This window comes from Brevibacillus parabrevis (genome assembly GCF_022701015.1).
Taxonomy (GTDB): domain Bacteria; phylum Bacillota; class Bacilli; order Brevibacillales; family Brevibacillaceae; genus Brevibacillus; species Brevibacillus parabrevis.
Map to the genome: position 1 here is coordinate 6028593 of NZ_CP064090.1, position 26085 is coordinate 6054677.

27 protein-coding genes are annotated in these 26085 nt (G+C 50.9%); 14 read left to right on the top strand and 13 right to left on the bottom strand.

The genetic code is table 11. The features are described from left to right. The first annotated feature begins 133 nt into the window (after positions 1-133). The 3 genes from eutH (at position 134) to IRJ17_RS27760 (ending at position 3466) form a co-directional block, all read left to right on the top strand. Positions 134-1414 (top strand): ethanolamine utilization protein EutH, encoded by a 1281-nt coding sequence (gene eutH, locus IRJ17_RS27750; protein WP_063230453.1) that lies wholly within the window; start codon positions 134-136, stop codon positions 1412-1414. Positions 1415-1662: 248 nt separating this feature from the next. Further along, a complete protein-coding gene (locus tag IRJ17_RS27755; protein WP_122966207.1) occupies positions 1663-2451 on the top strand; it encodes an FkbM family methyltransferase in 789 nt (262 codons plus the stop codon). A gap of 133 nt (positions 2452-2584) precedes the next feature. Then, positions 2585-3466 (top strand): YitT family protein, encoded by an 882-nt coding sequence (locus IRJ17_RS27760; protein ID WP_173597104.1) that lies wholly within the window; start codon positions 2585-2587, stop codon positions 3464-3466. Between the two features lie 47 nt (positions 3467-3513). Here the strand turns inward: IRJ17_RS27760 and IRJ17_RS27765 are convergent, their stop codons facing one another. Beyond that, positions 3514-5292, bottom strand: a complete 1779-nt coding sequence (locus IRJ17_RS27765; protein ID WP_242772579.1) for a sensor histidine kinase — start codon at positions 5290-5292, stop codon at positions 3514-3516. Further along, positions 5289-6005 (bottom strand): response regulator transcription factor, encoded by a 717-nt coding sequence (locus IRJ17_RS27770; RefSeq protein WP_122966210.1) that lies wholly within the window; start codon positions 6003-6005, stop codon positions 5289-5291. Before IRJ17_RS27770 ends, IRJ17_RS27765 begins: the two co-directional genes overlap by 4 nt. Before the next feature lie 136 nt (positions 6006-6141). On the opposite strand from IRJ17_RS27770, the gene IRJ17_RS27775 reads away from it, so the two are divergent. The 3 genes from IRJ17_RS27775 to IRJ17_RS27785 are packed head-to-tail and all read left to right on the top strand — an operon-like array spanning position 6142 to position 7908. Further along, positions 6142-6825: an ABC transporter permease gene (locus tag IRJ17_RS27775; protein ID WP_122966211.1), complete on the top strand. Its 684-nt coding sequence runs from the start codon at positions 6142-6144 to the stop codon at positions 6823-6825. Continuing rightward, a complete protein-coding gene (locus IRJ17_RS27780; RefSeq protein ID WP_242772581.1) occupies positions 6825-7745 on the top strand; it encodes an ABC transporter ATP-binding protein in 921 nt (306 codons plus the stop codon). Before IRJ17_RS27775 ends, IRJ17_RS27780 begins: the two co-directional genes overlap by 1 nt. Continuing rightward, positions 7738-7908 (top strand): hypothetical protein, encoded by a 171-nt coding sequence (locus IRJ17_RS27785; protein ID WP_167470373.1) that lies wholly within the window; start codon positions 7738-7740, stop codon positions 7906-7908. The genes IRJ17_RS27780 and IRJ17_RS27785 overlap by 8 nt, the downstream gene beginning before the upstream one ends. Positions 7909-7973: 65 nt before the next feature. Here IRJ17_RS27785 and IRJ17_RS27790 read toward each other — a convergent pair whose 3' ends face one another. Then, positions 7974-8687 carry an HAD family hydrolase gene (locus IRJ17_RS27790; RefSeq protein ID WP_173597108.1) on the bottom strand — a complete coding sequence of 238 codons (714 nt, stop codon included), beginning with the start codon at positions 8685-8687 and terminating at the stop codon, positions 7974-7976. Positions 8688-8825: 138 nt separating this feature from the next. Here IRJ17_RS27790 and IRJ17_RS27795 point away from each other — a divergent pair, with 138 nt between their 5' ends. Further along, positions 8826-8978, top strand: a complete 153-nt coding sequence (locus IRJ17_RS27795; protein ID WP_229049827.1) for a hypothetical protein — start codon at positions 8826-8828, stop codon at positions 8976-8978. Positions 8979-9050: 72 nt separating this feature from the next. Here the strand turns inward: IRJ17_RS27795 and IRJ17_RS27800 are convergent, their stop codons facing one another. Next, positions 9051-9461 carry an acyl-CoA thioesterase gene (locus tag IRJ17_RS27800; protein ID WP_063230461.1) on the bottom strand — a complete coding sequence of 137 codons (411 nt, stop codon included), beginning with the start codon at positions 9459-9461 and terminating at the stop codon, positions 9051-9053. A gap of 165 nt (positions 9462-9626) precedes the next feature. Between IRJ17_RS27800 and IRJ17_RS27805 the strand changes: the two genes are divergently transcribed. The 3 genes from IRJ17_RS27805 (at position 9627) to IRJ17_RS27815 (ending at position 11684) form a co-directional block, all read left to right on the top strand. Further along, on the top strand, positions 9627-10085 hold the full coding sequence (locus IRJ17_RS27805) for a DinB family protein (protein ID WP_242772583.1): 459 nt from the start codon (positions 9627-9629) through the stop codon (positions 10083-10085). Next, a complete protein-coding gene (locus IRJ17_RS27810) occupies positions 10082-10594 on the top strand; it encodes a GNAT family N-acetyltransferase (RefSeq protein WP_173597109.1) in 513 nt (170 codons plus the stop codon). The genes IRJ17_RS27805 and IRJ17_RS27810 overlap by 4 nt, the downstream gene beginning before the upstream one ends. 163 nt (positions 10595-10757) lie before the next feature. Further along, a complete protein-coding gene (locus IRJ17_RS27815) occupies positions 10758-11684 on the top strand; it encodes a DMT family transporter (protein WP_242772586.1) in 927 nt (308 codons plus the stop codon). Positions 11685-11739: 55 nt separating this feature from the next. Here IRJ17_RS27815 and IRJ17_RS27820 read toward each other — a convergent pair whose 3' ends face one another. The 6 genes from IRJ17_RS27820 to IRJ17_RS28385 all read right to left on the bottom strand — a co-directional run bounded on the left by IRJ17_RS27820 (position 11740) and on the right by IRJ17_RS28385 (position 17854). Next, positions 11740-12756, bottom strand: coding sequence for a S66 family peptidase (locus tag IRJ17_RS27820; protein ID WP_242772589.1), 1017 nt, complete (start codon positions 12754-12756; stop codon positions 11740-11742). A 455-nt stretch (positions 12757-13211) separates the two neighbouring features. Further along, positions 13212-13586: a hypothetical protein gene (locus IRJ17_RS27825; RefSeq protein ID WP_122966218.1), complete on the bottom strand. Its 375-nt coding sequence runs from the start codon at positions 13584-13586 to the stop codon at positions 13212-13214. Between the two features lie 151 nt (positions 13587-13737). Beyond that, on the bottom strand, positions 13738-15192 hold the full coding sequence (locus IRJ17_RS27830) for a sensor histidine kinase (protein WP_242772591.1): 1455 nt from the start codon (positions 15190-15192) through the stop codon (positions 13738-13740). Continuing rightward, positions 15192-15887, bottom strand: a complete 696-nt coding sequence (locus IRJ17_RS27835; protein ID WP_063230467.1) for a response regulator transcription factor — start codon at positions 15885-15887, stop codon at positions 15192-15194. The genes IRJ17_RS27830 and IRJ17_RS27835 overlap by 1 nt, the downstream gene beginning before the upstream one ends. Positions 15888-16108: 221 nt before the next feature. Continuing rightward, the gene (gene brnQ / locus IRJ17_RS27840) at positions 16109-17464 is read right to left on the bottom strand and encodes a branched-chain amino acid transport system II carrier protein (RefSeq protein WP_217022469.1); all 1356 of its coding nucleotides are present in this window, start codon (positions 17462-17464) and stop codon (positions 16109-16111) included. A 117-nt stretch (positions 17465-17581) separates the two neighbouring features. Beyond that, complete coding sequence (locus IRJ17_RS28385) at positions 17582-17854, bottom strand: DUF4046 domain-containing protein (RefSeq protein ID WP_423751950.1); 273 nt, start codon at positions 17852-17854, stop codon at positions 17582-17584. 349 nt (positions 17855-18203) lie between these two features. Here IRJ17_RS28385 and IRJ17_RS27845 point away from each other — a divergent pair, with 349 nt between their 5' ends. Further along, complete coding sequence (locus IRJ17_RS27845; protein WP_242772594.1) at positions 18204-18845, top strand: hypothetical protein; 642 nt, start codon at positions 18204-18206, stop codon at positions 18843-18845. 372 nt (positions 18846-19217) lie between these two features. Here IRJ17_RS27845 and IRJ17_RS27850 read toward each other — a convergent pair whose 3' ends face one another. After that, on the bottom strand, positions 19218-20147 hold the full coding sequence (locus IRJ17_RS27850; RefSeq protein ID WP_242772597.1) for a DNA-3-methyladenine glycosylase family protein: 930 nt from the start codon (positions 20145-20147) through the stop codon (positions 19218-19220). A 100-nt stretch (positions 20148-20247) separates the two neighbouring features. Continuing rightward, entirely contained in the window at positions 20248-21168 is a 921-nt protein-coding gene (locus IRJ17_RS27855) for a proline dehydrogenase family protein (RefSeq protein ID WP_063230470.1), read from the bottom strand. A gap of 251 nt (positions 21169-21419) precedes the next feature. On the opposite strand from IRJ17_RS27855, the gene IRJ17_RS27860 reads away from it, so the two are divergent. Genes IRJ17_RS27860 through IRJ17_RS27870 form a run of 3 tightly spaced genes read left to right on the top strand, consistent with a single transcriptional unit; the run spans position 21420 to position 25602 of the window. Then, positions 21420-23156, top strand: coding sequence for a sigma-54 interaction domain-containing protein (locus IRJ17_RS27860; RefSeq protein ID WP_242772600.1), 1737 nt, complete (start codon positions 21420-21422; stop codon positions 23154-23156). Continuing rightward, positions 23147-24292 (top strand): winged helix-turn-helix domain-containing protein, encoded by a 1146-nt coding sequence (locus IRJ17_RS27865; RefSeq protein WP_242772603.1) that lies wholly within the window; start codon positions 23147-23149, stop codon positions 24290-24292. Before IRJ17_RS27860 ends, IRJ17_RS27865 begins: the two co-directional genes overlap by 10 nt. Positions 24293-24351: 59 nt before the next feature. Then, positions 24352-25602 carry an MFS transporter gene (locus IRJ17_RS27870; protein ID WP_122966224.1) on the top strand — a complete coding sequence of 417 codons (1251 nt, stop codon included), beginning with the start codon at positions 24352-24354 and terminating at the stop codon, positions 25600-25602. A 21-nt stretch (positions 25603-25623) separates the two neighbouring features. Here IRJ17_RS27870 and IRJ17_RS27875 read toward each other — a convergent pair whose 3' ends face one another. Further along, the gene (locus IRJ17_RS27875; RefSeq protein ID WP_242772606.1) at positions 25624-25896 is read right to left on the bottom strand and encodes an AEC family transporter; all 273 of its coding nucleotides are present in this window, start codon (positions 25894-25896) and stop codon (positions 25624-25626) included. Positions 25897-26085 lie beyond the last annotated feature (189 nt).

Below are 26085 nucleotides of genomic sequence, written 5' to 3' on the forward strand. Positions count from 1 at the left end.
CCAGATGGTTAGCAATCATAAAGCTGTTTAAACAAGTCCATACAAAATAAGCAAAGGCGCTTAGGTACATCCTGTTTTCAGGGATTCCTAAGCGCTTTTATTGTTTACATCTTTCAAAAAGGTGGGGTTGTCCATGGAGCACATTGGAAGTGTCATTATTTACATCATCATGCTATGCGCAGTCATCGGTGCGATCGCAGCAATCCGCAACAGCGATGAAGGGCTTGGCAAGGAGTTCATGGAAGGGATTCACTCAACCGGTTACATCTTCGTACCTGCTGCCGGTATCATGGCCTCTCTCCCTTATATTTCCTGGTTTGTAGAAAAAGCCGTATCGCCGATTTTCCACAAAATTGGCGCCGACCCTGCCCTGGCAGCGACCGCGATTTTGGCCTCTGACATGGGTGGATACCAATTGGCGAACATTTTGAAAAGCTCGACCGAGGGTTGGGTAATGGCAATGGTAGTCGGTCTGATGGCTGGTGCCACGATCGTATTCTCCATTCCGATGGGACTTGCCATGCTGGACAAGCGCGACCACAAATACATGGCGCTTGGCGTCATGTCCGGGATTTTGACTGTTCCGATCGGCGCTTTTATCACCAGTGCCATTCTCTCTTTGACCAATGCGCAAGTGCGTGCTGAAATCTCTACGAATGCTGACTCCACCTACGCTTTTGCAATCGGAATCGGCCAGGTTTTGCTGAACTTGTCTCCTATCCTCATTTTCGTAATAGCGATTGCCGCTGGTCTGCGCTTCATGCCTGACCTGATGATTCGCGGATTCATGATCTTCGGTAAAACAATGGACGCTGGTATCAAACTCGTACTCGTGTTCTCGATCGTGCAATACTTTACTGGCATCTTTACTACCCTCTTTGGCGCTTGGGGCTTCGATCCGATCATCGCCGACCCGAAAGACCAGTACCGCGCCCTGGAAACAGCCGGTTATATCGGTATCATGCTCTGCGGTGCGTTCCCGATGGTATACTTGCTGCGTAAATACGCGGCGAAGCCACTGGAAGCACTCGGTAACAAGCTGGGTCTTAGCCCAACAGGCAGTGCGGGGCTTCTGGCAACTGTCGCAAACATTTTGGCGATGTTCCGTCTCGTGCGTTCCATGCCGCCAAAAGACAAAGTGGTAAACATCTCGTTTGCCGTATGTGCAGCGTTCTTGCTGGGTGACCACTTGTCCTTCTCTGCGAACTTCCAGCCTAACATCATCTTGCCTGTCATGCTCGGCAAGCTCGGCGCAGGTGTCATTGCAATCGCGCTCTCTTACTGGCTGTCTGTGCCAAAAGCACTGGAGCTGGAGAAACAAGATCGCGCAGCTGGCATCATCGGCCCTGATGAATACAAGGATCACCATGCATCCAATAAAGCTGCTTCTGAAGTAGCTGCTACGAAAGAATAAAAAGCAAGGCCGTCCATCAAGGGCGGCCTTTTTGCTGTTTGTATGCAGTATATATGTCAAGTCATCGTCACGGCGCCCGCAAAATGATGCTCACACCGCCAAGACAGCCTCATGACACCGAGCCAGTCGGACAAATCCGCTGCTTTTTTGCGCCATGCCTTGCGCAAAAAAGCAACACGTCTCAGAACGTCCTGCTGTACATACGCTGTACTGTATTGGCAAAAATGCGACAAGGAGCTGATTTCTGGATGCATTCCCCTGTCTATTTGGGAAACAATCGGCTTTTGCTCACGACTTGCTATGGCAAAAAGCTGCTTAGTCCCTCGGAAGACTTGAGTGTGGGCGTTGAGCTTGCGGCAAACGGAACCCATGAGAGCCCGCTGACCCGCTATTTTTGCCAGCAGGTGAAGCCTCGTCAGGTCGTTGTAGAGCTGGGTGCCCACATCGGCTATTTTACCATTTTGCTCGGTCAATTGATCGGACCGACCGGAAAGCTGTTTGCGCTAGAGCCGCACCCGCGCTGCCATGCCTTTCTGCTGGACAATCTCTCTATCAACTATTTTCACGACCGCGTACAGAGCTATCGGCTGGCGGCCTTTTCCCGGAAGTCGCGCATTTCGTTCTACGCCTCCCGTCGCTTCCTCGGCAACAGCTCGCTGCAACAACACAATGAAGCTTACCACAAGCACTATCTGGATGAATTTGACCAGCTCGAAGTGGACGCTGTCGCCGTCGACGATCTGCTTCCGCCAGACCAGAGCATTGATTTCGTCAAAGTCGATATTGAAGGCGGCGAATACCAAGCTTTTCTCGGCATGGAACGGGTACTCTCCACCCAAGCGAAAAACGTCGTCTTTGAGCTGAACCGCAACATGCTGCAAGCGGATTGGGAGCCGTTCGCCCAACTGCTTTGCCACTATCGCCAGACGTTCTCCAAGCGCTTCTTCGTCCTCAATAGCGAAGGCTCAACGGTAGAAATCGACCTCGATATCGTGCTGGCGACCGGAGAGTGCCCTTATTTGATTATGACCGATTGATCTGCGGCCAAAATTCAATTATACATATCAGAATTTGCTTATTTTTTTTGTGTAATGTGCAATTGAGCAGTAGTCAAGCAAAAATGAATGTTATAATAAAAAGGTACAAAATTTCACAATGGGGAGAGAAACGATGGAACAACTCAATGCACAATCGACTCATCAAAAATTACCCATTGGAAAGTTGCTGAAGAGAATCTTCTTTATTCTCGTCGGTGCTTCCCTTGTATCTGTGGCTCTGGAGATTTTTCTGGTGCCGAACAAGATCATCGACGGAGGAATCGTAGGTATCTCCATCATTGCCTCGCATCTCACATCTCTGTCTCTTGGCATCTTCCTATTCTTGCTTAACTTGCCTTTTCTCATAATCGGCTATAAGCAAATCGGAAAGACCTTTGCAATCTCTACGCTTTTCGGGGTAAGTATCATGTCCCTCGGAACCACTCTGCTGCATCCCGTTCCCGGACTGACGGATGATCCGCTGCTTGCTGCGGTGTTCGGCGGTATTATCATGGGGATTGGAGTAGGACTTGTTCTGCGCTACGGCGGCTCTCTGGATGGTACGGAAATTATCGCGGTACTGTTTAACAAAAAGTCTCCGTTCTCCGTTGGTGAGATCGTCATGTTTATCAACCTATTCATTTTGAGCAGTGCCGGATTCGTATTCGGTTGGGATCGCGCGATGTACTCGCTGATTGCCTATTACATTGCTTTCAAAATGATCGATCTGACCATCGAAGGCTTCCAGGAATCCAAATCCGTTTGGATCATTAGCGAAAACCACAAGTTGTTGGGAGACGCCATCGTTGCCCGTTTGGGACGCGGTATCACCTACTTGAAAGGGGAGGGTGGTTATACCGGAGATGACAAGAAAGTCATTTTCTGCATCATCACCCGTCTGGAAGAAGCCAAGCTGAAGCTGATCGTCGAGGAGCTTGATCCGAATGCCTTCCTGGCAGTCGGCAACATCCACGATGTACGCGGCGGGCAGTTCAAGAAAAACGCCATTCACTAAGAAGCTCTGCAAAAAAAAGTGCCGCCTGACTATCAGCGGCACCTTTTTTATGTCTTTGTCGGCAGGCTGCCATGACTTGCTGTCTGCGTCTGGCAAGGAAACGTCATCACTACCTCTGTTCCCTTCCCCGGCTCGCTTTTGACCTCGATGTTCCCGGCGTGGGCGAGAACAAGCTGTTTGGCGATAGCCATCCCCAGTCCGGTTCCGCTCGTATCCTCTTTGGTGTGCCCCCCGCGATAATAGCGTTCAAACAAGCTCGCTTTTGTTTTTTCGTCCATCCCCGGACCATTGTCCGCGATGCGAACTGCAAAGCTGTCAGGGGCAGCAAGACTGACCTCTACGCGCACAAGCGTCCCTTTTGGCGTATGCCGGATCGCATTGGTCAAAATGTTGATGACGATCCGCGAAAACCATTTCGGATCGAGCAGCGCCACGATTTTTTCCTCTTGAGCCTCAAACTCGATCTCGTGCCCAGACGCGCTCGGCTCGTTTACCAGGTCAGCTGTCATTCTGCGGATCGCCTCCACGACAGACACTGGCTCTTTCATCAGCGGCAGCGCGTGATTTTTTAAACGGTACGTCAAATTCAAGTCTTCGATCAAGCCATTCATGTAATCGGCTTTCTCCCGGATCGTTCGGCCAAACTGGTTTACTTCCGCCCTGCCCCACTCGTACTGCTCCGACTCCAGCATGGTCGCATAGCCAAAAATCGAGCTGAGCGGCGTCTTCAAATCATGGGAAAGCCCGGATATCCATTCTTCGCGCGTTTTCTCGATGTCTTTTTGCCGTTCTTCATTGGTCTGTAAAGTATGGCTCAGCTTCGCCAACGCGTCAAAAATGTCCTGAAAGACGGCGAACGACTTTTTCCGCTTGCCTTTTCGCGTCGTTCCGATGCGCCGACCGTTTTTGCCAATCGGCTCTGCATAGCGTCCTTGCGCCAGGTTGCCCAGCCAGTTCACCATATGCAAAAGCGGTTTCCCGACCCGCAGCGCATACCAGCTGCCCGCCAGCAGCACAGACACAATCAGGACGGCGCCCACCTGCAAAAACGAATAGGCAATCATGTTGTCGACGGACTCAGCCGCAGCTCCCGGGCGATACCACGGGTTGGCAACACCCACGATATACGTAAAACCGCTCGCCTTGTCGTAGCGGCTAGTGGTGATGACAGGGACGTTTCGACTTTCTTTGCCGTTCTGTAAAATCGGGATCAGATCGAGCTGCTTGGCTGCATCTGCTGCGTTGTACTCCGCGACGAGCTTGCCTTGCCGATCATAAATGGCGTACCAGCCCTTTTCCCGGGAGAAGCTGTTCGCAAGCTCGGCAGGAACCGGGGAGCCAGCTGTCGGTTTTGCTGCCAAAAGCTGCGCCATCAAGGCGTTTTCCGGAGCTGGCGTCCCGTACAGCACGATTACTTTTTGCTCCGACAGCTCCTGTTCTACCACCCAATGCTTCACGTAGTAAGCCGAAGCCTGGTCGTTTTGCGTCTGCGTGATCCACTCTCCCGGCTCATACGCTTGCGGGATAGTCGCCGGGGTGCGATACGCATACAAAAGCGTCCCTTTCGGATCGATAATCTGCAGCCAGCCGTTGTGGCTATCGACGCTTTTTTTCACTCGGTCGTTGACACTTATCTTGTCTTGCTCCCATTCGAGCTGCATGCGCAAATCGGAAGCGACCAAGCGGGACAGATCCGTTTCCAGCTCCTCGTTCATGAGGCGATAGCCCAAAACGATGAGCGAGCCGATCAGGCACAGAAGCAAAACCAGCAAAAAGCCGAAAAACTGGCGAACGTATTGGATGATCAGCTTTTTGCGCAGATTCATGCCTGTCTCCCTGGCGTCACCAGCTTGTATCCCAATCCTCTGACGGTAAGCAAATACTTCGGTTGTCCCGGATTTTCCTCGATTCGCTGGCGCAGCTTGTGGATGTGCACCATCACCGTATTTTCATCGAACAGCCCATACTCGTCCTTCCAGACGTGATCGTAAATTTGTTCTTTGGTGAACACGCGATTCGGATTTTGGCAAAAAAACACCAGCAAAGAAAAGACTTGCGCCGGACAGTCAACCTGCTCGTTGTTCACGGTTAACTCGGCTGCCTCCGCATTGACCTGAAAACGGCCGAAGTCGTAAATTTTCGCTTCCGGCGCAGGTGCTGGCCCGCCCAGCGTTCGGCGCAAGTGCGCCTTCATCCGGGCGACGACTTCCAATGGATGAAAAGGCTTGGTGATATAATCGTCTGCCCCGTGAGCAAAGCCGCTCAATTTGTCAAAGTCGGTTCCTTTCGCCGTCAGGAAAAAAATCGGCGCTTTCGTGCGCTGGCGAACAGCGGAGCAAAGCTCAAAGCCGTTTTTGTCCGGCAGCATGACGTCGAGAATCAGCAAGTCATATTGGCGTTCCTCGACCATCCGCAGCGCCTGTTCGGCTCTTGTGCATGTATCTATATGTACGAAGCCTTCTTTTTGCAAAACGGTTTTTAGCATGTGCAAAATCGCTTCCTCGTCATCTACCAGCAAAATTCTCGCTTCTTGTTCCACATTCTCACTCCCTTTTCTCCCTCATCATATCACGAGCGGGGGCGGCCATTATAAAAGATAAGGTAATGGTAAGGTTGCGTTTTCGTAGAGGAAAGATTCATCCTTTATGCTGTAGGAGAAAGGAGCGAATAACACTATGTGGGCTATTTGCAGGCATGAATATTTTCGTTTGTTCAAAAGTATCAAGTCACTGATTACAATCGCCTTTATCGTCGGCGTGTCGTATTGGGTTTCCGATCTGGTCAATCAGGCGGCAACTTTGATCCCCCAACAAGAACTGGCGAAGGGACACGCCTTGGGCGTTTTTGTATTGATTATGCTTTTGGGACCGCTCTTCGTCTTTAGTCTGTCGCATGACGTCATCAACCGTGAGCTGGCAGGCCGGACGATTCGCTTTCTCGTCACCCGCACTTCCCGGAACAAGATCATTCTGGGGAAATTTCTCGGAATCCTCTGCTTCTGGCTGAGCTGTCTCGTGATTACTTTTGGCGTCGTACTCGCTACTGTGCATACGTTTGACGCCAAAACCTTTTTGCACTGCTTGTCGCTGCTCGTCTACTGCATTTCGCTGGCTCTCTTGCTGTCTCTCGTAGTTCCGCGCCCGAGCTACACGATGTTTCTCGGAATTGTCGTGGCGATGCTGCTCCCGGGTCTTGGATTGTGGAGCACGTTTTCCGAGCAGCCTGCTGCACAGTGGATCGCTTACTTGACTCCGTTTACTTACCTGGAAAAAGGCGGCGCGTGGGTCGGAGTCATCTGGGGCTATGTCGTCCTGTTTCTCGGCGCTTCCATGTATTTGTTCCAAAGGAGGGATTGTTAATGGCCGTCTTTCAAACGATGAAATTGAGCAAACGTTTCGGTGACCGCACCGTCGTCGATCAAGTAAGCCTGTCTGTACAAGGCGGGGAAATCTTCGGGTTTCTCGGGCGAAACGGAGCCGGGAAGTCTACTTTTATCAACATGCTGACAGGGATTATTCGCCCGACTTCCGGACAAATCGAGATGTTTGGCCAGGACGTCCGCGATGAACAATGGAAACGGCGCATTGGCGTCTTGCCGGACTATTCCACTTTTTACGACTCTCTGTCGGCTGCCGATCATCTGCGCTATTTTGCCCGTGTCAAAGGAGTTGCCTTGACGAATGAGGAGTGCATGCGCATCCTCGGAGCGGTAGAGCTTGCTGAACATGCTTCGCGCAAAGCGAAAACTTTTTCTTTCGGGATGAAAAAGAAACTCGGAATTGCCCAGGCAATGATCGGCGATCCGGAAATTTTGTTCCTCGATGAACCTACCTCTGGCGTTGACGTCGAATCCGCCCTGCACATTCAGGAGCTGCTGCGCCGTCTGCACGAGAAGGGCAAAACGATTTTTATGACCTCGCACAACTTGCATGAGGTAGAAAAGATTTGCACCCGCATTGCCATCATGAAAAGCGGAAAAATCGCTTCGCTCGGCAGCCTCGACGAGTTGCAGGCAGCGCAGCAGACATGGCGGCAGGTACAAGTTCGCCACTCCGCTTTTGCCACTGACGAGCACCCTGCATTGCACGCATTTATCGCATCGCTCGGTCGCAACCTCAGTTGGGGGGATGGTCGCTTTTCGCTTCAAGTGGATGAGGAACAAAAAGTCGCCGCCCTGGTACGCGCGCTCGTACAGGAACGCGTGGATATTTACGGCGTGAATGTGGAAGTTCCCTCTCTGGAAAAAATCTTTATGCAGGATGCTGATACCTATGTCTAGCAAAATGATTTTACTGATTTTGTCCACTGTCTTTGTCTATCGGATTATCTTCAAAAATGACGACTTGTGGACTCCCTCCACATGGCTCCTGATCGGAGTGATTACCGTGAACTTGATCATCATCGTCCGGAAGAAATGGACAGAACGCGGTACAGGCGAGTAAACGAAAAAGACAGCTTTTATCCCGACATTTTTCCGGGACGAAGCTGTCTTTTTCGGCGCAACAGATCACATGAATGATAAGTAAGACGGCAGTTGATCAAGGCGTTCGATCACGGCCAGCGGCTTGTGGTCTGTGGTCGCCGTCTTTCCTTTCGGGTTGAGCCAGATCGCGCTAAAGCCGGCATCGATGGCTCCGGCGACATCTGCTTCCCACGTATCGCCGACAAACAAAACTTCGCCGCTCGCTGCTTCCAGCCGTTCCCGTGCCGTGGCATAAATGCGCGGGTCTGGCTTGTGATAGCCCAAAAGCTCGGAAATAATCACCCGATCTTGCGGAAAATAGGAGGACAACCCTAAACGTTCGAGTTTGATAAACGCCATATCAACCGGGCCGTTGGTGACGATGCCAAGCTTGTGCTGCTCCGCCAGCTGCGCAACGATTTGTTGCACGGATGGATCAGGCTGTACGGCATCGAGACACGCCGCCTGGTACGCACGCTGAAAATCGTCCACGTCCCGGGCTTCGATGATCCGGTTGAAATCAGCCATTGCCCTTTGCATCCGCAGTTGGCGATACTGCGTGAAATCGTATTTTTTCGCAATGACGTCGATCCACAGATCGTCACCGTGGCGACGCAGCGCCGAGAGCAGTCCGGCAGCATCCATGCCTGCTGTTAATGCATGAGTGGCAATCGTTTGCTGCATCCCCTGCTCCCAGCAAGCGGAAAAGTCAAACAGCGTATCGTCGAGATCAAACAGGATCGTACTGAATCGAGACAATGTAGGTCACTTCCTCTTCCATTTTTCCTCTAAATAATACCTGCGCAAGGCTCTGTCTTTTGCTAAGATCATTGTAACGGATTATGAGAGCCGCCATCACGTTTTTGGCATCATTTGCGAAAAAGGAGGAGGATTGACATGTCAGAAGAGAAGCTTGACCAGCTGCTGGAAGGAATGAATGAGCTTCGTTTGGTTACTCGCGCTCTTTTGGATCGAAAGGATAAAACAAACGCCAAACTGGATGCTTTGATAAAGGAAGTGCTGGAGCTAAGGGCACTGTTTCGGAGTTGAAACAAGATATCCCTGTGCTCAAGCAGGATTAGCCTAGCTGATCGGCTTTTTCATCGCCGATTGCCGTACGATTTACTTCGCAGCTAACTCTTTTTCCAGAGCTTCTCTCAATTCCTCCGGCAGCAATATGGACCGCCTCGTGTTGGCATCGATCATCACCATCGTGACATCCGCATCGGCCACCAGCTCGTCATGTATGTTGAACAGCTCATGGCGAATCACGAAGCTTTTTTCTTTCACCCGCAGCGCTGTCGTAATCGCATAAACCTCTTCTCTCATCCGCAGCTCTTTGCGATAGTTGATATTGATATTCACGACCACAGGCATAATGGCCCGCCGCTTCAATTCATCGAGTGTAAATCCGAGCTGCCAGATCCAGTCAAAACGCGCCCACTCCATATACTCCAAATACTTGGCATTATTCACATGACCGATTACATCAATATCCGTAGACTGCACGGTAAACGCAAAGCGATGGGCCATTTTCTCTCACTCCTTGGCTGTTGTTTTCTTTAGTATAACGAAAATCGGCAACTGAGTGAACATTCATTCAAAATTTTCCGAATGATCACGCTGTTCTTTCCCGTTGATTCTCCTATAATAAAAGAAAGGACAAGCGCCTATTACGGTACGTGAAAGGATGGTTCCATGTTCGAGCAAGAATTGCTGCCTTCTCTGCAAACAGCCCGTTCCCGCTATTTGAACACACTTTCGAACCTTAAGGCTGACGAGCTGCCATTGAAGCTCGCTCCCGAATCAAACTCCATTGGCTTTTTGATTCGCCATATCGCCGAGGTCGAATTTCGCTTCTGTACCATGTTTTTTGCGCGTCCGCTTCCTGATTATATCTCCTCTCTGGCCACGATTGGTCCAGTCAAGGACGAAGGCAATTTTACTGATATGAATGAGCTTTTAGCTATTTGCGAGGCGTCTTACGATTATCTCGTCGATGCTTTGACCACTCTGCCACAGGTTGCCTGGGATGTGGCATGCGAAGCTCCCATCGGCACGCTGACTCCCCGTCAGGCTCTCGGTCGCCTGATTTATCATATGGGGTATCATGGCGGACAAATCGGCCTGATTCGCAAATACGGCGGCGCAAGATGACCTTGTCCTTTTCCGGAAAACAACTCGTCATCCGCGAGATGCAGCGTGCTGAGCTGCCGTACGTGCTCGATATGTACAACAGCAATCCACAGTACAACTTGCTGCGCTCCCGTACCGACACCATGAGCCTTTCCGAGTTGGAAGCGGAGTACCATTCTGCGCTGGCGATCCCCCATGGCTATTGGCTCCTGCTGACGGTAAAGGAAGCTCCCGTCGGTGTGATGCACGTCGTCCTCTCCAGCGAGCACGATGCGAAAAGCTGGGTCAGTTTGCTCGTTCTGCATGCGTCCTGGCAACGAAAAGGGCTGGGAACAGAAGCGGTGAAGCTGTTTGAAGACTTTTGCCTATTGCGCGGCACCAAACACATTCACCATGGTATTATCGCGTACAATGAACCAGCGCTGCTTTTTTGGGGCAAGCTTGGCTACGAGCAGTATCGTCAAGTAGAAGCACCTGTCGGGCAGTTGACACAGCCTGTCCTGCTGGTCGCCAAATGGCTTGAAGCTTGAACTCTCATCCCGCTAACAAGGAGGTGAATCACAATGAAGCGCCACCTGTATGAATGTGATGTGCCTGTCCTCGCCTAGTCGGTGAGGAAGCGTCTTTTTTCCTGCCTCCCGGCTATACAAGCCTATTTGTACGGATCAGATCATTCCGGGAGGGATTGTTGTTATGTCGTATTCACCATGGAAACAGTCATTGCTTGGCGCCATCTGCCTGACACTTGCGGCAGCGATTTGGGGCGGCGTGTATGTCGTGAGCAAAGTCGTACTGGAAGTCATTCCGCCGTTTACTTTGTTGATCCTGCGATTCGGCATCGCTTTGCTCGTGTTGGGAGCATTCGCTTTGGCCCGCAAGGAAGTCGTTCAGAAAAGAGATTATCCGTTGCTCATGGGCATTGCTTTTGTCGGGGTCACGATCTCGATTGCAGCCCAATTTCTCGGCACCAAGCTCTCTACGGCGCATATGGGCGCCCTGATTACTTCCGCGTCTCCAGCTTTTATTGCGATTTTTGCCGTCTGGCTGCTGAAAGAAAGCATTCACTTCAAGCAAGCCGCCGGAATCGTGCTTGCAACGGTTGGCGTGATCATCGTAATCGGTGTGCCAGATCAGGCGGATGCCCAATCGTCATTGACGGGAAACCTGATTCTGTTGGTCGCAGCTGTAAGCTGGGGGCTGTACACCGTCCTTAGCAAAAAAGCGACGCAGCGTTATTCCTCGCTGCTTGTCACAACGTATGTCGCTTTGTTCGGGCTCGTCTTCACAAGTCCTGTCATGCTCTGGGAGCTATCTGTCACCCCGATATCGTGGCAATTTGGCTGGGAGATTTGGGGGGGCATCCTGTATATCGGGCTAATCTCGACTGCCGGAGCGTTTTATTTGTGGAACAAGGGCTTTGAGCTTATGCAAGCTGGCAGTGGCGCAGGCTTCTTTTTCGTCCAGCCGATTGTCGGAGCTTTTCTCGGCTGGCTGTTGCTCCACGAACACCTGGGCACCAGCTTTTTCGTTGGAGCTGCCTTCATTTTTCTCGGCGTAGCCTTGTCCAATCTGCGCAAGCGCACTGCCACTGAAACCGCCGATTCAGCGAAAAGATCATAAACAAACGCGAAAAAGGACAGCTGGCAACTCGCTCGCTGTCCTTTTTTCCATGCCGCTACGGACAAAAATGTTGCGTAACCTTCGCTCTTCCCTCAGCCATATCGACCGTGGCTCTCGCTCCATTGACAAACGTCATTTGCGGAGGCATATGTCCGCAATCAATATCGTACAAAATCGGGATTCGCAGCTCATCCGCCAGCTCCTGGTACACGTCCTCTGCTGTATAGTCCTGAACAGCGTGATTCGCTGCGCTGCGTCCAAACATGATCCCGGCACAGTGAGCGAACCAGCCTGCCAGCTTCATCTGGACAAGCGATCTGCGCAAGTCGGCAGCCGACAATTCACAGTTTTCCAAATACCACAGCAGTTGTTCATTTTGAATCATCGTTTGTTGAAACCGCGCTACATCCCCGTAAGGTGTTCCGATCACATGCCGGATCGTGTCTATGCAACCGCCAAGCAGCCGTCCCGTTATATGTACTGGCTCTGATTCGGTCGTTTTCCAACGAGTCGGCTCAGTAAGGTGAAACACATAAGGTGATGGGTTGTCGTGCTGCCACTCTGCCTGGTAGTATTCGGACGCCTCTTGTACAACCTGCTCGCCTGTTTTGGTCGAAAGTACAGCCTCCCATTGGGCTGTCGTCGCATCCATGTTCTCCCCGCGCAAGTCGATCAGATTGGTGCCATGAGCCGTGGCTACACCCGTTTTCAATGTAATCGCAAGCAACAACAGACTGATATCGGAATAGCCAAGCACCCATTTGGCCGGAAATGCTTCAAAATCGAGCTGATCGAGAATTTCAATCAACAGTTCGCCACCCCATGGAGGGATGATCAGATCGATGTTTTCGTCGCGAAGCATGGCATTAAATTCTGCTGCGCGGATGGCTGCATCAGCCGACCTTGCTTTTTGCTGCGTCCATGCTGTGTCTTTGCAAACGGTTGAATAGCCCCGTTCCTCCGCTCGTTTGCAGGCAAGTGTAAGCAGTTCATGCAATTCAGCCGGCACCCCGGACGATGGAGCTGTTACGCCGATTGTGCTGCCTTTTTTCAAGACCGGATATGTAATCACAATGTTCCCCCCTCGCCTTTTTTCCATTTTATCGTAAAATCAGACAAAAAGCAGATGGATATGGATGACGCGCTTTGCTCCCTGACCATTTGAAAAGCCGACTGCTATCCATGTTGGAACAACACCCAGTGAAAGAAAAACGATCTCGAAAAACGGAATTTCTCCAATACATACGCGTGTATCGAAACAAGCTAGGCTGTGCAGAAAAAGGGTTACTCCACTTTTGATGGAGTAGCCCTTTACGCGTGCGCTATAGTGACCCATGCTGGACGATCTTTCTCCGCCGGATGATTCCTGTTCAGCCAGATCAGATGCCACAGCAAAAAAAATAGCTGCCGAGACTTTCTCGACAGCCGGGACAGCACGGAGCCGTCAACCATTTATATAAAACGGGAGGGAAGTAGAGGAGTTTCAACAAACATTACAAACGTGATTCCAGTTGGCGAATCGAATCGTTACTGCTTGCTCGTATCAGTTGATGTAGACTGATCGGCTGATCCGCTGTTTTCCGTTCCTGTCGTTCCAGCAGCGCCTGCGTCAGACTTGCTGTCTGAGCTGTTGCTGTCAGCCGCTGGTGCGTCAGATGACGTGCTTGTGCTATCCGAGCCGCCTGTTGTCGCATCAGAGCTGTTGCTCGATGCATCAGACGTCGATTTGTCCTCCGAAACCGAGTTGTCACTCGATTGTCCATCACCTGTAGCTGGTGTCGTTTGACTGGTGCCTTCTTGTTGTGTCGCTGGTTCAGGCGTCCCTGTTGTGCTGGAGCAGGCAACCAGGCTTCCAGACAGGAGTAATGCGACAGCTGCAATGGAAATCCATTTTTTATTCATGCTCATTCTCCTTTCATCCTTGGCTTCGTGACCTTCTCGCCGTCACAAGAACATCGTAACGGGCAAAGATAACCATTCTGTAAGGAGAATAGGAAAAAACCATGATCTAATTATGAAAAAAGTATGACCATGACCGCAAGCAGCGTCATGGTCACTGTTTGACGAGCGATACGGGCGATATCGGCATGATCGGCAACAAAATAGTAAAGGTGCTGCCTTCCCCCGGCACACTTTCCACGCGACACACGCCATCGTGCAGCTCTACCAGCTCTTTGACGATGGCAAGTCCAAGCCCTGTACCTTTATTGTTTTTGGAGCGACCGCGATCCACCTTGAAAAATCGCTCCCAAATCCGGTCGAGATCGTCCGCAGCAATCCCCATCCCCGTATCCTGCACCTGGATGCGCATCCATTGCTCCTGCAGCCCGGCGGTCATCCGGATTTCGCCAGCCGTAGTGAATTTCAGCGCATTTTTCACGAGGTTCTTCAAAATTTGCGCGACCCGATCCTTGTCCGCGTAAATGCGCGGCAGTTCCGCTTCGGCCTCGACTACCAGTTGAAGCCCTTTTTCTTCCGCCTCTTGCCGGAATGAAAAAGCTACGCGGTTCATGACCTCTGCCACGTCGACCGGGAACTTGGCGAGATTGACCTCGTTGTTCTCCAGCTTCATCAAATCCATCAAGTCGTCGACCAGACGATTCACCTGCATCGTCTCCGAGTACATGACGGCGTAATACTTTTGCCGCGCTTCCTCATCTTCTACCAGTCCGTCCTGCAATGCCTCCAAAAATCCTTGCATCGCCGTCAGCGGCGTGCGCAGCTCATGCGACACATTGGCGAGAAAGTCGTTGCGCACCTGTTCCAGATGGTGCCGCTCCTGTTCGACCTTTTCCAGCTTTTCCGCCATCGTGTTGATCGTGTGAGCCAAATCGCCGATTTCATCGTGCGTATCGACCTGGACGCGCTCTGCGTAATTGCCCCTGCCGATCTCCGCAGCCGTCCGCTCAATCGTGCGCAACGGGCGGGAGATCGACCAGGACAAGTAGGAAACCATCGCCGTAGACAGCACAACGCCGAACAGCGTAGCCCATAAAATCGACTCGCGCATTTGCCCGAACGTTTTCTCGATCCCTTCGATTGGAGCATGCAGGATGATTCCCCCGTACACCTGCTCCCCCTCGCCCCACGGCACAGAGACTGAGAGCATCGGGTCCTCCAGTCCTTCGATTTTCAATTCCGTGACCGCATTTTTGCCTTTCAGCACGTTGTCTGCGATGGAGACAGCGACCGACTTTCCGGTGAAAACTTCGTCCTTCATCGAAGTCGCGACAATTTTCCCCTCTTTGTTGAACAGCCATATCCGGGTGTCAAACGATTCGTCGAGCATCGCCAGCTTGTCCAGCAACTCCTTGTTCACCCGATTGCTGTCGTGAATCGCGACGTTGACCTTTTTCGCCATCCGCAGCAATTCTTCTTCCTTGGAATTGTAAATGTACTCCCTCGCAAAAAAGGAGAGCAGGATGCCGGAAATGCCCAGTCCGACAAGCACAGTAGCCAAAAAGCTGAACAGCAGACGGCGGAAAATGCTTTTGGAAGTGCCCAGCATCAGCTCTCCACCCCAAACTTGTAGCCGATCCCCCAGACTGTGTGGATGCACTCATACGGGAGATTTTCCAGCCGTTGTCTGATCTTTTTGATATGAACGTCGATGGTGCGGACGTCTCCGAAATAATCGAAGCCCCACACTTGTTCGAGAAGTTGCTCGCGCGACCATACGCTGCCTGGCGATTTAACCAGCTGCACGAGCAAATCAAATTCTTTCGGGCGAAAGCTGACCTTTTCTCCCGCGACGATGACCTCCCGCTTGTCCAGGTCAATCGTCAACTGCTCAAAGCTGAAAATGCGCGGCGCATCCTCCTCGACCTTCGGCTTTGGCTGCAGGCGGCGCATGATCGCCCTGATTCGCGCCACCAGTTCGCGCGGGCTGAACGGCTTGGTCACATAGTCGTCCGCTCCCAGCTCCAGACCGAGCACACGGTCAAATTCCTCATCTTTTGCCGTCAGCATAATAATCGGCGTATCCCATTTTTTGCGAATTTCCCGACACGCCTCAAAACCGTCCATTTGCGGCATCATGACATCCAGAATCAAAACATCGGGTTGTTCCGTCTCTACAAGGGCAAGAGCTTCCCGTCCATCCTTGGCGACGACAAGCTCGAACTGTTGTTTTTCAAAATAAAGGCGAATGATTTCGCGTACATTTGGATCGTCATCAGCTACGAGGACCTTCATTTGGGCCATGGCTAACAACCTCCTTTCCTTTGAACGGCATAGGAAAAAAGTGCCGTTGCAGACGCTACAGCTTTTTCCCATGGTAACACAGATCATCCTCGTTGTGGACGGATAGAAGTCCTAACTGTCCGGGAATAGCAGGAAGTGAACAAGCGACAAAAAACGCGCCAGACCCTTTTGCAAGGCGGCGCGTCGTCTTTTCTTCATCTGATCGATCGGCAAAGCAAAGCCTACACCTTGCCCAGTTTTTGCTCCAATACTTTTTGTCCGTCTTTGCGGCCGGGACGCAAGCTGCCCCATAGATAGCCGATCAGCCCTCCGGCGATGGCAGGAAGCAGCCAGCCGATCCCTTCCTTGTGCAGCGGCAAATGCTCCAAAATCGGCGCGAGCGCCGCGATCTTGATGCCAGCCTGCGCAAATCCATCCAACAAACTGACCACCGTTGTGGCAATAATCGCCCCCTGGTAAACAGCGGCGTAGCCTTTGAATGATTTGTGAAAAAACGATACGAGCATCAAGACAATCGCCAGCGGATAAATCGCCATGAGTACCGGAACGGATATCGCGATCAGCTGCGTCAGCCCTACATTGGCAACAGCCGCGCTGAACACACTCAAAATGATTGCCATTGTCTTGTAGGAAACACCCGGGATATGCTGGGAGAAAAAGCGGCTGCATGCCGTCACCAGCCCGACAGAAGTCGTCAGGCAAGCGAGTGATACCGCGCCGCCGAGCAACAGATTGCCGAGTGGACCAAACAGATGCTGGACAGCGCCCGTCAAAATTTGTCCGCCATTATCGGACTGTCCCAATGAATAGCTGGTCGCCCCCATGTATCCCAGCGCCAGGTAGACAAGCCCCAAGCCGATCGCTGCAATGACAGCCGCCTTGATCGTCGACCATGTCAGCTTTTTCGGGTCAGTGATGCCCTTTTCCCTTACCGCAGCAGTGACGACGATACCGAATACCATCGCGGCCAACGCATCCAGCGTAAGATAGCCTTCGACAAACCCTTTGAAAAAGGCGGTATGCTGGTAATCTCCCGTCGCCACTCCTACCTCGCCCATCGGCTGAAGGAGCGATTTGACAAACATGATGCCAATAATGATCAGCAAAGCAGGAGTCAGAACTTTCCCAATTCGGTCTACAAGCTTGCTCGGATTCAATGCCAGCCAAAACGTGATCGCAAAATAAACAATCGTGGTCACAAGCAGCGGAAGCGGGCTTCCTTTTGCCGATTCAGACAAAAACGGCAGAACGCCCATCTCGTAAGTAACCGTACCTGTTCGCGGGATGGCCATGAATGGCCCGATCGACAAATACACAATAAACGTAAAGACGGTTGCAAACAGAGGATGAACTCTCCCTGCCAACGCTTGCAGATTGCCGCCGCCCAATCCTACGGCGATCACCCCGAGGAGCGGCAAGCCCACTCCGGTCACAATAAAGCCGAGCATGGCAATCCATACATTTTCACCAGCAGCCTGTCCAAGCGCTGGCGGGAAAATCATGTTTCCGGCTCCAAAAAACAAAGCAAACAGCATAAGTCCTACAGTAATGGTTTCTCTCTTTGTTAAATCTCTCATGTTACTCCCCACCATATTGTTGGTTTTTATAAAATTTTTATTAGTATAACTTAATTTTTCTTCATTTATCAACTGTAATTTGTTTAAAAGTAAAGAATTTTTCGTCAAAGATGACAACTATTCCTCCCAGGAGCTAATAATGGTATCTTCTATTCGATACTGAAACAACCTCTCCATTCCAGCATATAATTTGCTTTCGCGCAGAAATTCATCTGAAACATTTATCAGTAATTCATCTCTCGACCATTGTCGCTTTTCTAAGACAATATATCTTAGCAATCGCTTGAAATTCTCATATCCGCCATCTGCGGGATCCCAAATGCCTTTTTTAAATCTGATATTTGGATTATTTAGCTTTCTATTGTATAGGTCTATTATATTCAAATTCAACTCACCCTTTTATCACGAATAGATTTCTATCCCTATGTTTCTTGCGACATTTTGTATAATATGTCTTTTTTAAAGATTTACTATCACTTCTCATTAACTTCAGAGAGAAGGTTATTGTGATTGGCAAATAAAAGTCTGAAACCCTTAAACATCCCATTCCTATTTGTTGTTCAAGAAAACCCGTTCAGGCTTGAATGGTATAAGTGTAATTTTTGAAATATTCTATATATTAAAATTAAATCACAGTTAAAAAGGTTTGTCGAAAACTATTTCCTGTCAGTTCTTTATTTTCCTAAAATTACCTATTATAATAAATACTGTTAGAAATATACCAGCAGGGGGTTGAATGATGAAAAGGTTGTATGCTCTATTGTTTAGCATTTGTCTGTTGGTAGTTTTCAGTGTTCCTCTCGGTGCTGCCGCAGCATTCGATGAAAAAACCCCTGTGGTCAACGAAAGAATTGTTAGCATCTTGAAAAAGAACAACATTGATTTCACTGTGGAAAAAGGCAATGTGAAGTTAGTGAACACAGCGCCTGAAGCTATTTCTAAAGTTAACCAGCTACTTGTTTCAGAGTTTAATTCAAGCCTTATGAAAGCCGCTGCTTCGTATCCTACTGCATATGTACACATGAAAACAAATGACATTAATACTTCGAAGAAATTCAGAGCGGCAGTAAAAACAGCGTTGGGAGCAGCCGTGGTCGAATGGGCAAAAAATGGGGGATTACCAGATCCACGTAGAGTTGGTGTAGCTGCGGTTGGTGGATTCGGTGTCTACTATTTCGTAGCCACTGACACAGAAAACTTGTATTTTTCTATTAAATACTATTACAGAGAATTATCAGCAGGTAAATTCGATATGAATGGAAACTTCATTGGAGACTATGAAATCAAAAAAGAAATAAGGGTTACCAAAAACTCAAATTATAGTGGTGGCAATCTTGAAGTAGATGTGAGAAAATCTACCATTATAGACCCTTGGTTCTGAGATGAGGTGAAATAATTAAAACCTTTGGATACTTTATTACCTTCATACTCAACTTGATATTAGCTTACTTTATATACGATCAATCCAGCTATGTTAAACCTCTAATGCAGTCAATTTTTATAGTAGTTTTGATTGTATTAATGGATTTTTTCACGAGAACCTCCAAGAAAAGAAATAACGCACAAAGTAAAGATAGCCATAAGAAATAAATAAGTAGCCTTAGTCCTGTTAATAAGACTAAGGCTACTTATTTTAATATGCTTTCACTCTTCCTACTACCTGGAATCCGTTACTTTCTATGTCGTATATCGAGAGTAAAGCCAATCCCATTCTTCCATGCATTGCGCATCACTCATAGACTTAAAATATCCACTACCTGTCAACAGCCTCTTTGCGCTTGACGGCGCCTACCGCTTCCCAAATGTATAGAGAATATACACTTCGCCACGGTTCCCAGCGTTCCCCCATGCGGCGAATTTCTTTCTCGTCCGGCTTTGTATCTAGTTTATATACAAGCGAAATCCCGTTGCGCAGTCCGATATCGGCGGCGGGCAGCAAATTGGGACGGCCCATTCCGAACATCAAGAGACACTCCACTGTCCAGCGGCCAATTCCGCGCAAGGCAGTCAGATGAGCCACAGCTTCCTCGTCTTCCATCGCCCACAGCCGCTCCAGCTCCACGGTTCCATCGACAATCGCACGCGCGTAGTCGATGATATACTCCGCTTTGCGCTGGCTGAACTGCAAGGGACGCAAATCTTCCACAGCGAGCCTGGCGACTGCTTCCGCGGTAGGAAAAGCGAGAAACTTCACCCCGCGCTCGTCCACGACCTCATCGCCTGCCAATGTCAGCAACCGTTGCGTCAAATTCGCCGCGAAGGTCAGATTGATTTGTTGACCGATAATCGTTTTGACCATCGACTGGAACAGATCGGAGTCGTGCATCAAGCGCAGGCCGCGAAACCGTTTGACAAGAACAGCCAGTTCAGCTTCTTCCTGCATTTGTTCGTAAATAGGCAAAAGGTTGAGGTCAGCGCAAAAAACGTGACGGATCGTGCGCACCAGCTCGCTTCGTTCCTCTGCTGACAAAGCGGCAGTCGTCCCGACCTGTAAGACCGGCTGATCGATACTTCCCACAAATTGCAAGCTGGTCAAAACCGGGCGTGACCCGACCCGAAAAACGCGCCTGAGCAGATTGTTTTCTGCTTGTACTTCCAGTTGGGGATCAGGATGAGTTTGCAGCCGTTGAAAAAGTCGTTCGAAGGAGTACGGAGGCATAAGCGGGATCTGGAATGCGTGCACGAAAATAACCCCTTTCACTCAAAGGCAGATTCTTGGCTTCATCCTAACACAAAACACCCCTGAAAAGCTCCAGGGGTGTGGTTCACGCGTTGTATGCGGTTTACTTCGAGAACATTCCTTTGAGCACGAACTTCACGTTTGCCGGGCTTTCTGCCAGACGACGCATGAAGTAGCCGTACCAGTCATTTCCGTATGGCACGTATACGCGCATTTTGTAGCCTTCGCGAGCCAGGTCGATCTGGGATTGCGTGCGGATACCGTACAGCATTTGGAACTCAAACTGTGTACGCGGAATGTTGTATTCTTTTTCCAGTTGTTTGACATAAGCGATAATGTTGTCGTCGTGTGTGGCTACGGCAGCATATCCGCCATTCAGCAGGTGTTGTTTGATGATTTTTTTGTAGTTCTCATCTACATCCGGCTTGTTCGGGTAAGCGACTTCCGCGGACTCTTTGTAAGCGCCTTTTACCAGACGGAAGTTCACCTTTTTGTCTTTCAGGCTGTCGATATCATCGGAAGCCTTGTACAGGTAAGCTTGAATAACCGTTCCGACATTGTCGTATTCTTCCAGCAGCTCATTCAGGATTTCCATCGTCACATGGTTGTGTGCGTAGTCTTCCATGTCGATCCGCACGAACAAGTTGCCGTTTTTCTTCGCTGCATCGAGGATGCGTCTCATGTTTGTCATGCACAGCTCGCGGCTGATATCCAGACCGAGCGAAGTCATTTTCAGCGACAGGTTGCAATCGACACCGGATTGGTGAATCGCTTCCAATGTTTTGATGCAGTAGTCAGCTGACTCGTTTGCTTCTTCCAGGCTGAAAACAAATTCACCCAAGTGGTCGAGTGTGCAAACAAGACCTTGCTGGTTCAACTTGCGTACAGCAGCGATTGCTTCTGCAATCGTGACACCGGATACAAAACGGCTGGCACCGAAGCGCAGACCCCATTTTTTCGCAGCCGCATTCATCGCTTTATTTTTGGATAAGAATAAGAAAAAATCCTTCATAGCTTGTTCCATCGTTGACTGTCTCCTCCTCAACGTACTCTGCATCATTTGTACTAGCATAAACCGTGCCAACACAGCCTGGTTCCGTGATATCTTGACTTTGCCAATCATGATGGAGCACGACTGCTGTACATACACTTCAACACATATGTACATTTCGTGTCTATTCTTGTACACTTCTGATTAGTTACAATTACTGACGGGTAGGGGCTAAGCAGATGACCAGTCCCTTTTACCTGTTAGTGTGGATAGGAAGTGACGATTTGAAACCTCTATTCTCACTGGATAGTGTTGTCTCGGACTTGGCAATTCCAGTCAATCCTCTTGATATTAAATTACGCGAAGGCGAAAAGGAGGGTGTATGGCGCGACGGCGAGCGTGATGTAGCGGTGATTTGTGTTCCCGCGACCGCGACGCTTGCCCAGTGTCTGGAACATATCCGCCTGGCACTCGCCACTACTCCCACGCCCACATTGGTCACGGTCGATAGGGAACGACGGGCAACAGGCATTGTTTTGCCGAATCAATTGCTGGCCGCCTTTGTCAATTTGACGCAAAACCAGTCTGTCCTGCTCAGCACCTTGATGGACACGATGAGCGAAGCCATTACGATCGTCGACTCCAACAATATCGTCCAGTATTGGAACCGGGCCGCTGAAACCATTTACGAGATCGACCGGGATCAAGTGCTTGGCACCTCGCTTGACGAGCACTTTGCCAGCGAGTCCATCCGCCTTTTGGACGCCTTGCGCCAGGGCACGTCTGTTCAACGGGTGTACCATATTCCCCGCCCGGACAGCCACGTCCTGATCAATGCCGCACCGATTCGCCAGGATGGGCAGATCATCGGGGCGATCTCGATTGAACAGGATATTACCGAGCTTGTCCGGCTGAATGAGGAGCTGGCGCACACGACCGCCCACCTGCACAACTTGCAGCAGGAAATGAGCCGATTTCAGGCGGCGGATGATCCTTTTTACGTGATTAAAGGGCATTCCGCTTCCATTCAGGCCGCCATCAGCTCTGCGAAAAAGGTCGCCCAAACCGACGCCACCGTGCTGATTTACGGCGAAAGCGGCGTGGGCAAAGAGCTGTTTGCCAAAGCGATTCACCAAGCCAGCAGACGGCGGGAGAAGCCTTTTGTCGCCATCAACTGCGGAGCGATTCCGGCAGCGCTGTTTGAAAGCGAGCTGTTCGGCTACCAGGGGGGCGCTTTTACCGGAGCGGAGAAAAAAGGCAAGCCAGGCAAGCTGGAGCTGGCCCATGGCGGCACGCTTTTCCTCGACGAAATCGGGGAGCTTCCGCTGGAGCTGCAAGTCAAGCTGCTTCGCGCCCTGCAAGAGCGGCAATTTTACCGCGTAGGGGGAACCGAGCCGATCACCGTCAACACCCGCATCGTAGCAGCAACCAACCGCCAACTGGAACAGATGGTGTCAGACGGCCGTTTTCGCGAAGACTTGTATTATCGGCTCAACGTCTTTTCGCTGGAAATTCCCCCGCTGCGCGCCAGACGCGAAGATTTGCCGGAGCTTGTCCAAATCTTCATCCACGAGTATTCTGTCGTGCATGAGCAAGCCGTGCCGCGCATCGCGTCAGAGGTGATGCAGGCTTTGTTCGACTATAGCTGGCCAGGCAATATTCGGCAGTTGCGGAATGTCATTGAACGCCTGTCGATCCTGCAAGAAAACGGCGTCATCTCCCCGGAGCATTTGCCAAGCGCGATTCGCTCCCAGCATGAAGAGATTCCTCCCGCTGCTTTTGCGTCCATAAACAGTACGTACAGCGCCCCGGCAGCAACGCGTCCTGTGCACGTCCCGGCAAATCCGTTGGCGATGCATCATCCCCCCGGACAGACGGAAAAAGAGCGCGTGATCGCAGCTCTGGAACGCACGTACGGAAACAAAAAGGCGGCAGCCGAGCTGCTCGGCATCTCACGGGGCACCCTTTACAATAAGATGAAGAAATACGGTCTTGATGAGGAGTCGTTCAGATGGAATTGATCTCATGGCAGGATGACCAGCTTGCAGTTCGTTACGGTGGGGAAAACGTTGTTCTTTTGCCAAAAGAATACACCTTGCTGAAATACATGTACAGCTGGAAAAACCGGACCTTCAGCCGGGAAAATTTGCTCGACGCCGTATGGCCGCTGGAAAATCCGACAGACCGTACGATTGACGACCACATTTATCGGCTGCGCAAAAAGCTGCAAAAATGGTCCCATCTATTCACCATCGACACAGTGCGAGGGGTAGGCTACCGCCTGACATGGAAGCAGCATCAGCCGCCGCCCCAGCTCCATGCTTTGAACGAAAATTTTTCCGATCACATCCGGCAAATGCTGTCCACCTACCACGGAATGGGGATGGGCGCAGCCCTACAGACTCTCGCAGCCAATCAAGAAATTCTCGGATTTCAACTGGACCCTTTTTACGCCATGTACATCCGCTTTGTCGTCGGGGATTTTGCCTGGTTTATCGAGGATACGGATTCACCGATGAGCGAAAAGCTGTTTTATTTGTTTCACCTCTACCACATGACGGAAATGGATGGGCGCAAAACGATCCATGTGTTTCAGGAGGTAGGGAAAAGACAAGCGGAGATGCCGGAAATATTTCGCGACGAAATACAAATCAACGCCGTCGCCCTCTACATCCAGGCGGGTGAAGAACAGCTTGCCAGAGAGCAGGCGGTCCGCGCGCGAAAAATCGTGGAACAAATGGATTCGGAAAGCTTCACGCTTTTTTTGTTGGCTGAGGAAGCGTGGATGGAGCTTTTGTCCGATTCAGTTGAGATAGCCGAGAGCAAGCTGGCGAGAGCTTCTGTCATTTTGCAAAAGGTTCCGATGCAACGGGAACTGGGCAGCTTCAAAGTGCTGCAAGGCTTCTGCCAATATCACCGTCAAGAGACAGCTCAAGCGAGGCGGCTGGTCGATGAAGGTGTCGAAGTCATCCGGTCCACCCAATTTGTCCCGCACCTGATTTACGCCGTACACAACATTCTGCTGTTTTTCCGCCGCTTCCCCTGCGATGCCAAATGGGAGAGCCGCTATCAGAAAATGTGGGACGATTTATCCTCGCAATACCAATTCGAGCAGTTGAAAAAGTCGATCATCCACAAACTGTCCGTCCGCTTTTGATAATCCTCTGACAAATCCCTTTTATCATCAAATCAGCACGATGCGATGGAGGGATTTTTTTGTTACAGAAAAACAAGGCGTTTCGGACACTGCTTACTGCGTACGGTCTTTCCACGCTGGGAGACTGGTTCGATTTTATTGCTGTCGCCATTTTTTTGGGCTACGTCTGGGAGGCCGATCCGATGACGATGGCTCTCTTGCCGATTGCGTATGCTGCTCCCGGTATTGTGCTCGGACAATTTGCTGGAGTGCTGGCTGATCGGGTGCACAAAGTCCGGATGATCATGACAGCCAACATGGTTCAGGCCAGCCTCACCTTGCTTTTGCTCGCCATGCCTGACCCGCTGTCGTTTCTGCTCGTCATCGCCCTGCGCTCCTGCGCTTCCGTCTTCAACGATCCTGCCCACCAGACATTGACGCGGCAAATTGTTTCTCCTGAACATTTGCTGCGGGCAGCTTCCTTGAACGGAGGCATTTATCAAACCGCCAAGCTGATCGGTCCGTTGATCGGCGGGACGATCGCCGCGATCCTGACACCCGCGATTTGTCTCATGATCAACGCCGCGAGCTATGTCGTCTCTACTTTGCTCATGCTGACGATTCGCAATGTGGAGAGACGCCTTCCCAAATCGGCCTCGGACTCGGGAGAAAAAGCCGTTTCGCTTCGCGTCGCCTGGCAGGAAGGCTGGGCTGTCTTTTTGCAAAATCGGGTCTTGCTCGTAAGCGCGCTTTTTTCGCTGCTCGCCATGATGGCGATTCAATTGGCAGACGCGCAGCTTCCTGTCATCTTCCGCGAAAAGGTGCCGAATCGTCCGGAGATCGTCGGCTACTCGGTCAGTGTCATCGGACTCGGTGCGCTTTTGACGATCACATGGCTGCATCGGCGGGGCCAGATTCGCTCGTACGGCTGGGTGCTTGGCGGCGGCGTTCTGCTGATTGGCATCTGCTTTTCCTGGATCGGCCTCTTCCAGCCAGGGTCGGCCATCTACTGGCTGCTGTTGGCATCGTTGCTCGCCGGCATCGGGACAGGGTTGACTTCCGTAGGGCTGAACTACCTCATTCAAAAAGAAACGCCCATACACGCGCTCGGACGCGTACGGGGCATTATTGATTCGCTTTCCAGCGTGACATTTATCGTCGCACCGCTCATGGGCGGCGGTTTGATGACCTGGCTCGGTCCGGCGAAAAGCTTTTTATGGATAGGCTTGCTCGTCGCAGCTGTCGGGGGAATTGCCATTGTGCTGCAACGCTGGATTTGGGGAAATCGGGCAGCAAATTCTTCTCCTGCCTCTTCTCGACAAGCGGGATAACTTCGTTTAGGCCCTGACCGTCTAGCTTTCGCTGGCAGCCCGGGCCGTTCTTTTTTGCCGGAAACAGCCATGTCCCGGCGTAAACGGACTAATGACCGTCGTCAGCAAAATAATCATCGCAAGCCCGTTCGTATCTTGCCGTTGATCCTTTGCCAACAACAACAGGTTCAAAGAGGTCGGCATCCCGAACATCAGGATCATCACCGCTCTCTCTACTGGATTCTCGCTCATCCACATGGCGAGCGGCCAGGCGATCAGGACAGACAAGACCAGCCAAACCGAAGTAACCGACATTCGCCAAAGTAGCAGCGAGCACATTCCATTTTAGCATGTCATCCCGCCAGCCCAGTCGTCCGGCCACCAGCCTCAACAGCCCGTATACGAGCAGCGTCGTCATGAAAAAATGCAGAACAATGACAGCCAGCGATTGCACTGACACTTCCGAGTGAACAAATGACTGAAAGATCAGGATCGGAATGAGGT

Bases quoted from the DNA above. Each gene is read 5' to 3' on its own strand.
- eutH (WP_063230453.1), top strand. From the start codon at position 134: ATGGAGCACATTGGAAGTGTCATTATTTACATCATCATGCTATGCGCA.
- IRJ17_RS27755 (WP_122966207.1), top strand. From the start codon at position 1,663: ATGCATTCCCCTGTCTATTTGGGAAACAATCGGCTTTTGCTCACGACT.
- IRJ17_RS27760 (WP_173597104.1), top strand. From the start codon at position 2,585: ATGGAACAACTCAATGCACAATCGACTCATCAAAAATTACCCATTGGA.
- IRJ17_RS27765 (WP_242772579.1), bottom strand. From the start codon at position 5,292: ATGAATCTGCGCAAAAAGCTGATCATCCAATACGTTCGCCAGTTTTTC.
- IRJ17_RS27775 (WP_122966211.1), top strand. From the start codon at position 6,142: ATGTGGGCTATTTGCAGGCATGAATATTTTCGTTTGTTCAAAAGTATC.
- IRJ17_RS27780 (WP_242772581.1), top strand. From the start codon at position 6,825: ATGGCCGTCTTTCAAACGATGAAATTGAGCAAACGTTTCGGTGACCGC.
- IRJ17_RS27785 (WP_167470373.1), top strand. From the start codon at position 7,738: ATGTCTAGCAAAATGATTTTACTGATTTTGTCCACTGTCTTTGTCTAT.
- IRJ17_RS27795 (WP_229049827.1), top strand. From the start codon at position 8,826: ATGTCAGAAGAGAAGCTTGACCAGCTGCTGGAAGGAATGAATGAGCTT.
- IRJ17_RS27800 (WP_063230461.1), bottom strand. From the start codon at position 9,461: ATGGCCCATCGCTTTGCGTTTACCGTGCAGTCTACGGATATTGATGTA.
- IRJ17_RS27805 (WP_242772583.1), top strand. From the start codon at position 9,627: ATGTTCGAGCAAGAATTGCTGCCTTCTCTGCAAACAGCCCGTTCCCGC.
- IRJ17_RS27810 (WP_173597109.1), top strand. From the start codon at position 10,082: ATGACCTTGTCCTTTTCCGGAAAACAACTCGTCATCCGCGAGATGCAG.
- IRJ17_RS27815 (WP_242772586.1), top strand. From the start codon at position 10,758: ATGTCGTATTCACCATGGAAACAGTCATTGCTTGGCGCCATCTGCCTG.
- IRJ17_RS27825 (WP_122966218.1), bottom strand. From the start codon at position 13,586: ATGAATAAAAAATGGATTTCCATTGCAGCTGTCGCATTACTCCTGTCT.
- IRJ17_RS27830 (WP_242772591.1), bottom strand. From the start codon at position 15,192: ATGCTGGGCACTTCCAAAAGCATTTTCCGCCGTCTGCTGTTCAGCTTT.
- IRJ17_RS27835 (WP_063230467.1), bottom strand. From the start codon at position 15,887: ATGGCCCAAATGAAGGTCCTCGTAGCTGATGACGATCCAAATGTACGC.
- brnQ (WP_217022469.1), bottom strand. From the start codon at position 17,464: ATGAGAGATTTAACAAAGAGAGAAACCATTACTGTAGGACTTATGCTG.
- IRJ17_RS27845 (WP_242772594.1), top strand. From the start codon at position 18,204: ATGAAAAGGTTGTATGCTCTATTGTTTAGCATTTGTCTGTTGGTAGTT.
- IRJ17_RS27855 (WP_063230470.1), bottom strand. From the start codon at position 21,168: ATGGAACAAGCTATGAAGGATTTTTTCTTATTCTTATCCAAAAATAAA.
- IRJ17_RS27865 (WP_242772603.1), top strand. From the start codon at position 23,147: ATGGAATTGATCTCATGGCAGGATGACCAGCTTGCAGTTCGTTACGGT.
- IRJ17_RS27875 (WP_242772606.1), bottom strand. From the start codon at position 25,896: ATGTCGGTTACTTCGGTTTGGCTGGTCTTGTCTGTCCTGATCGCCTGG.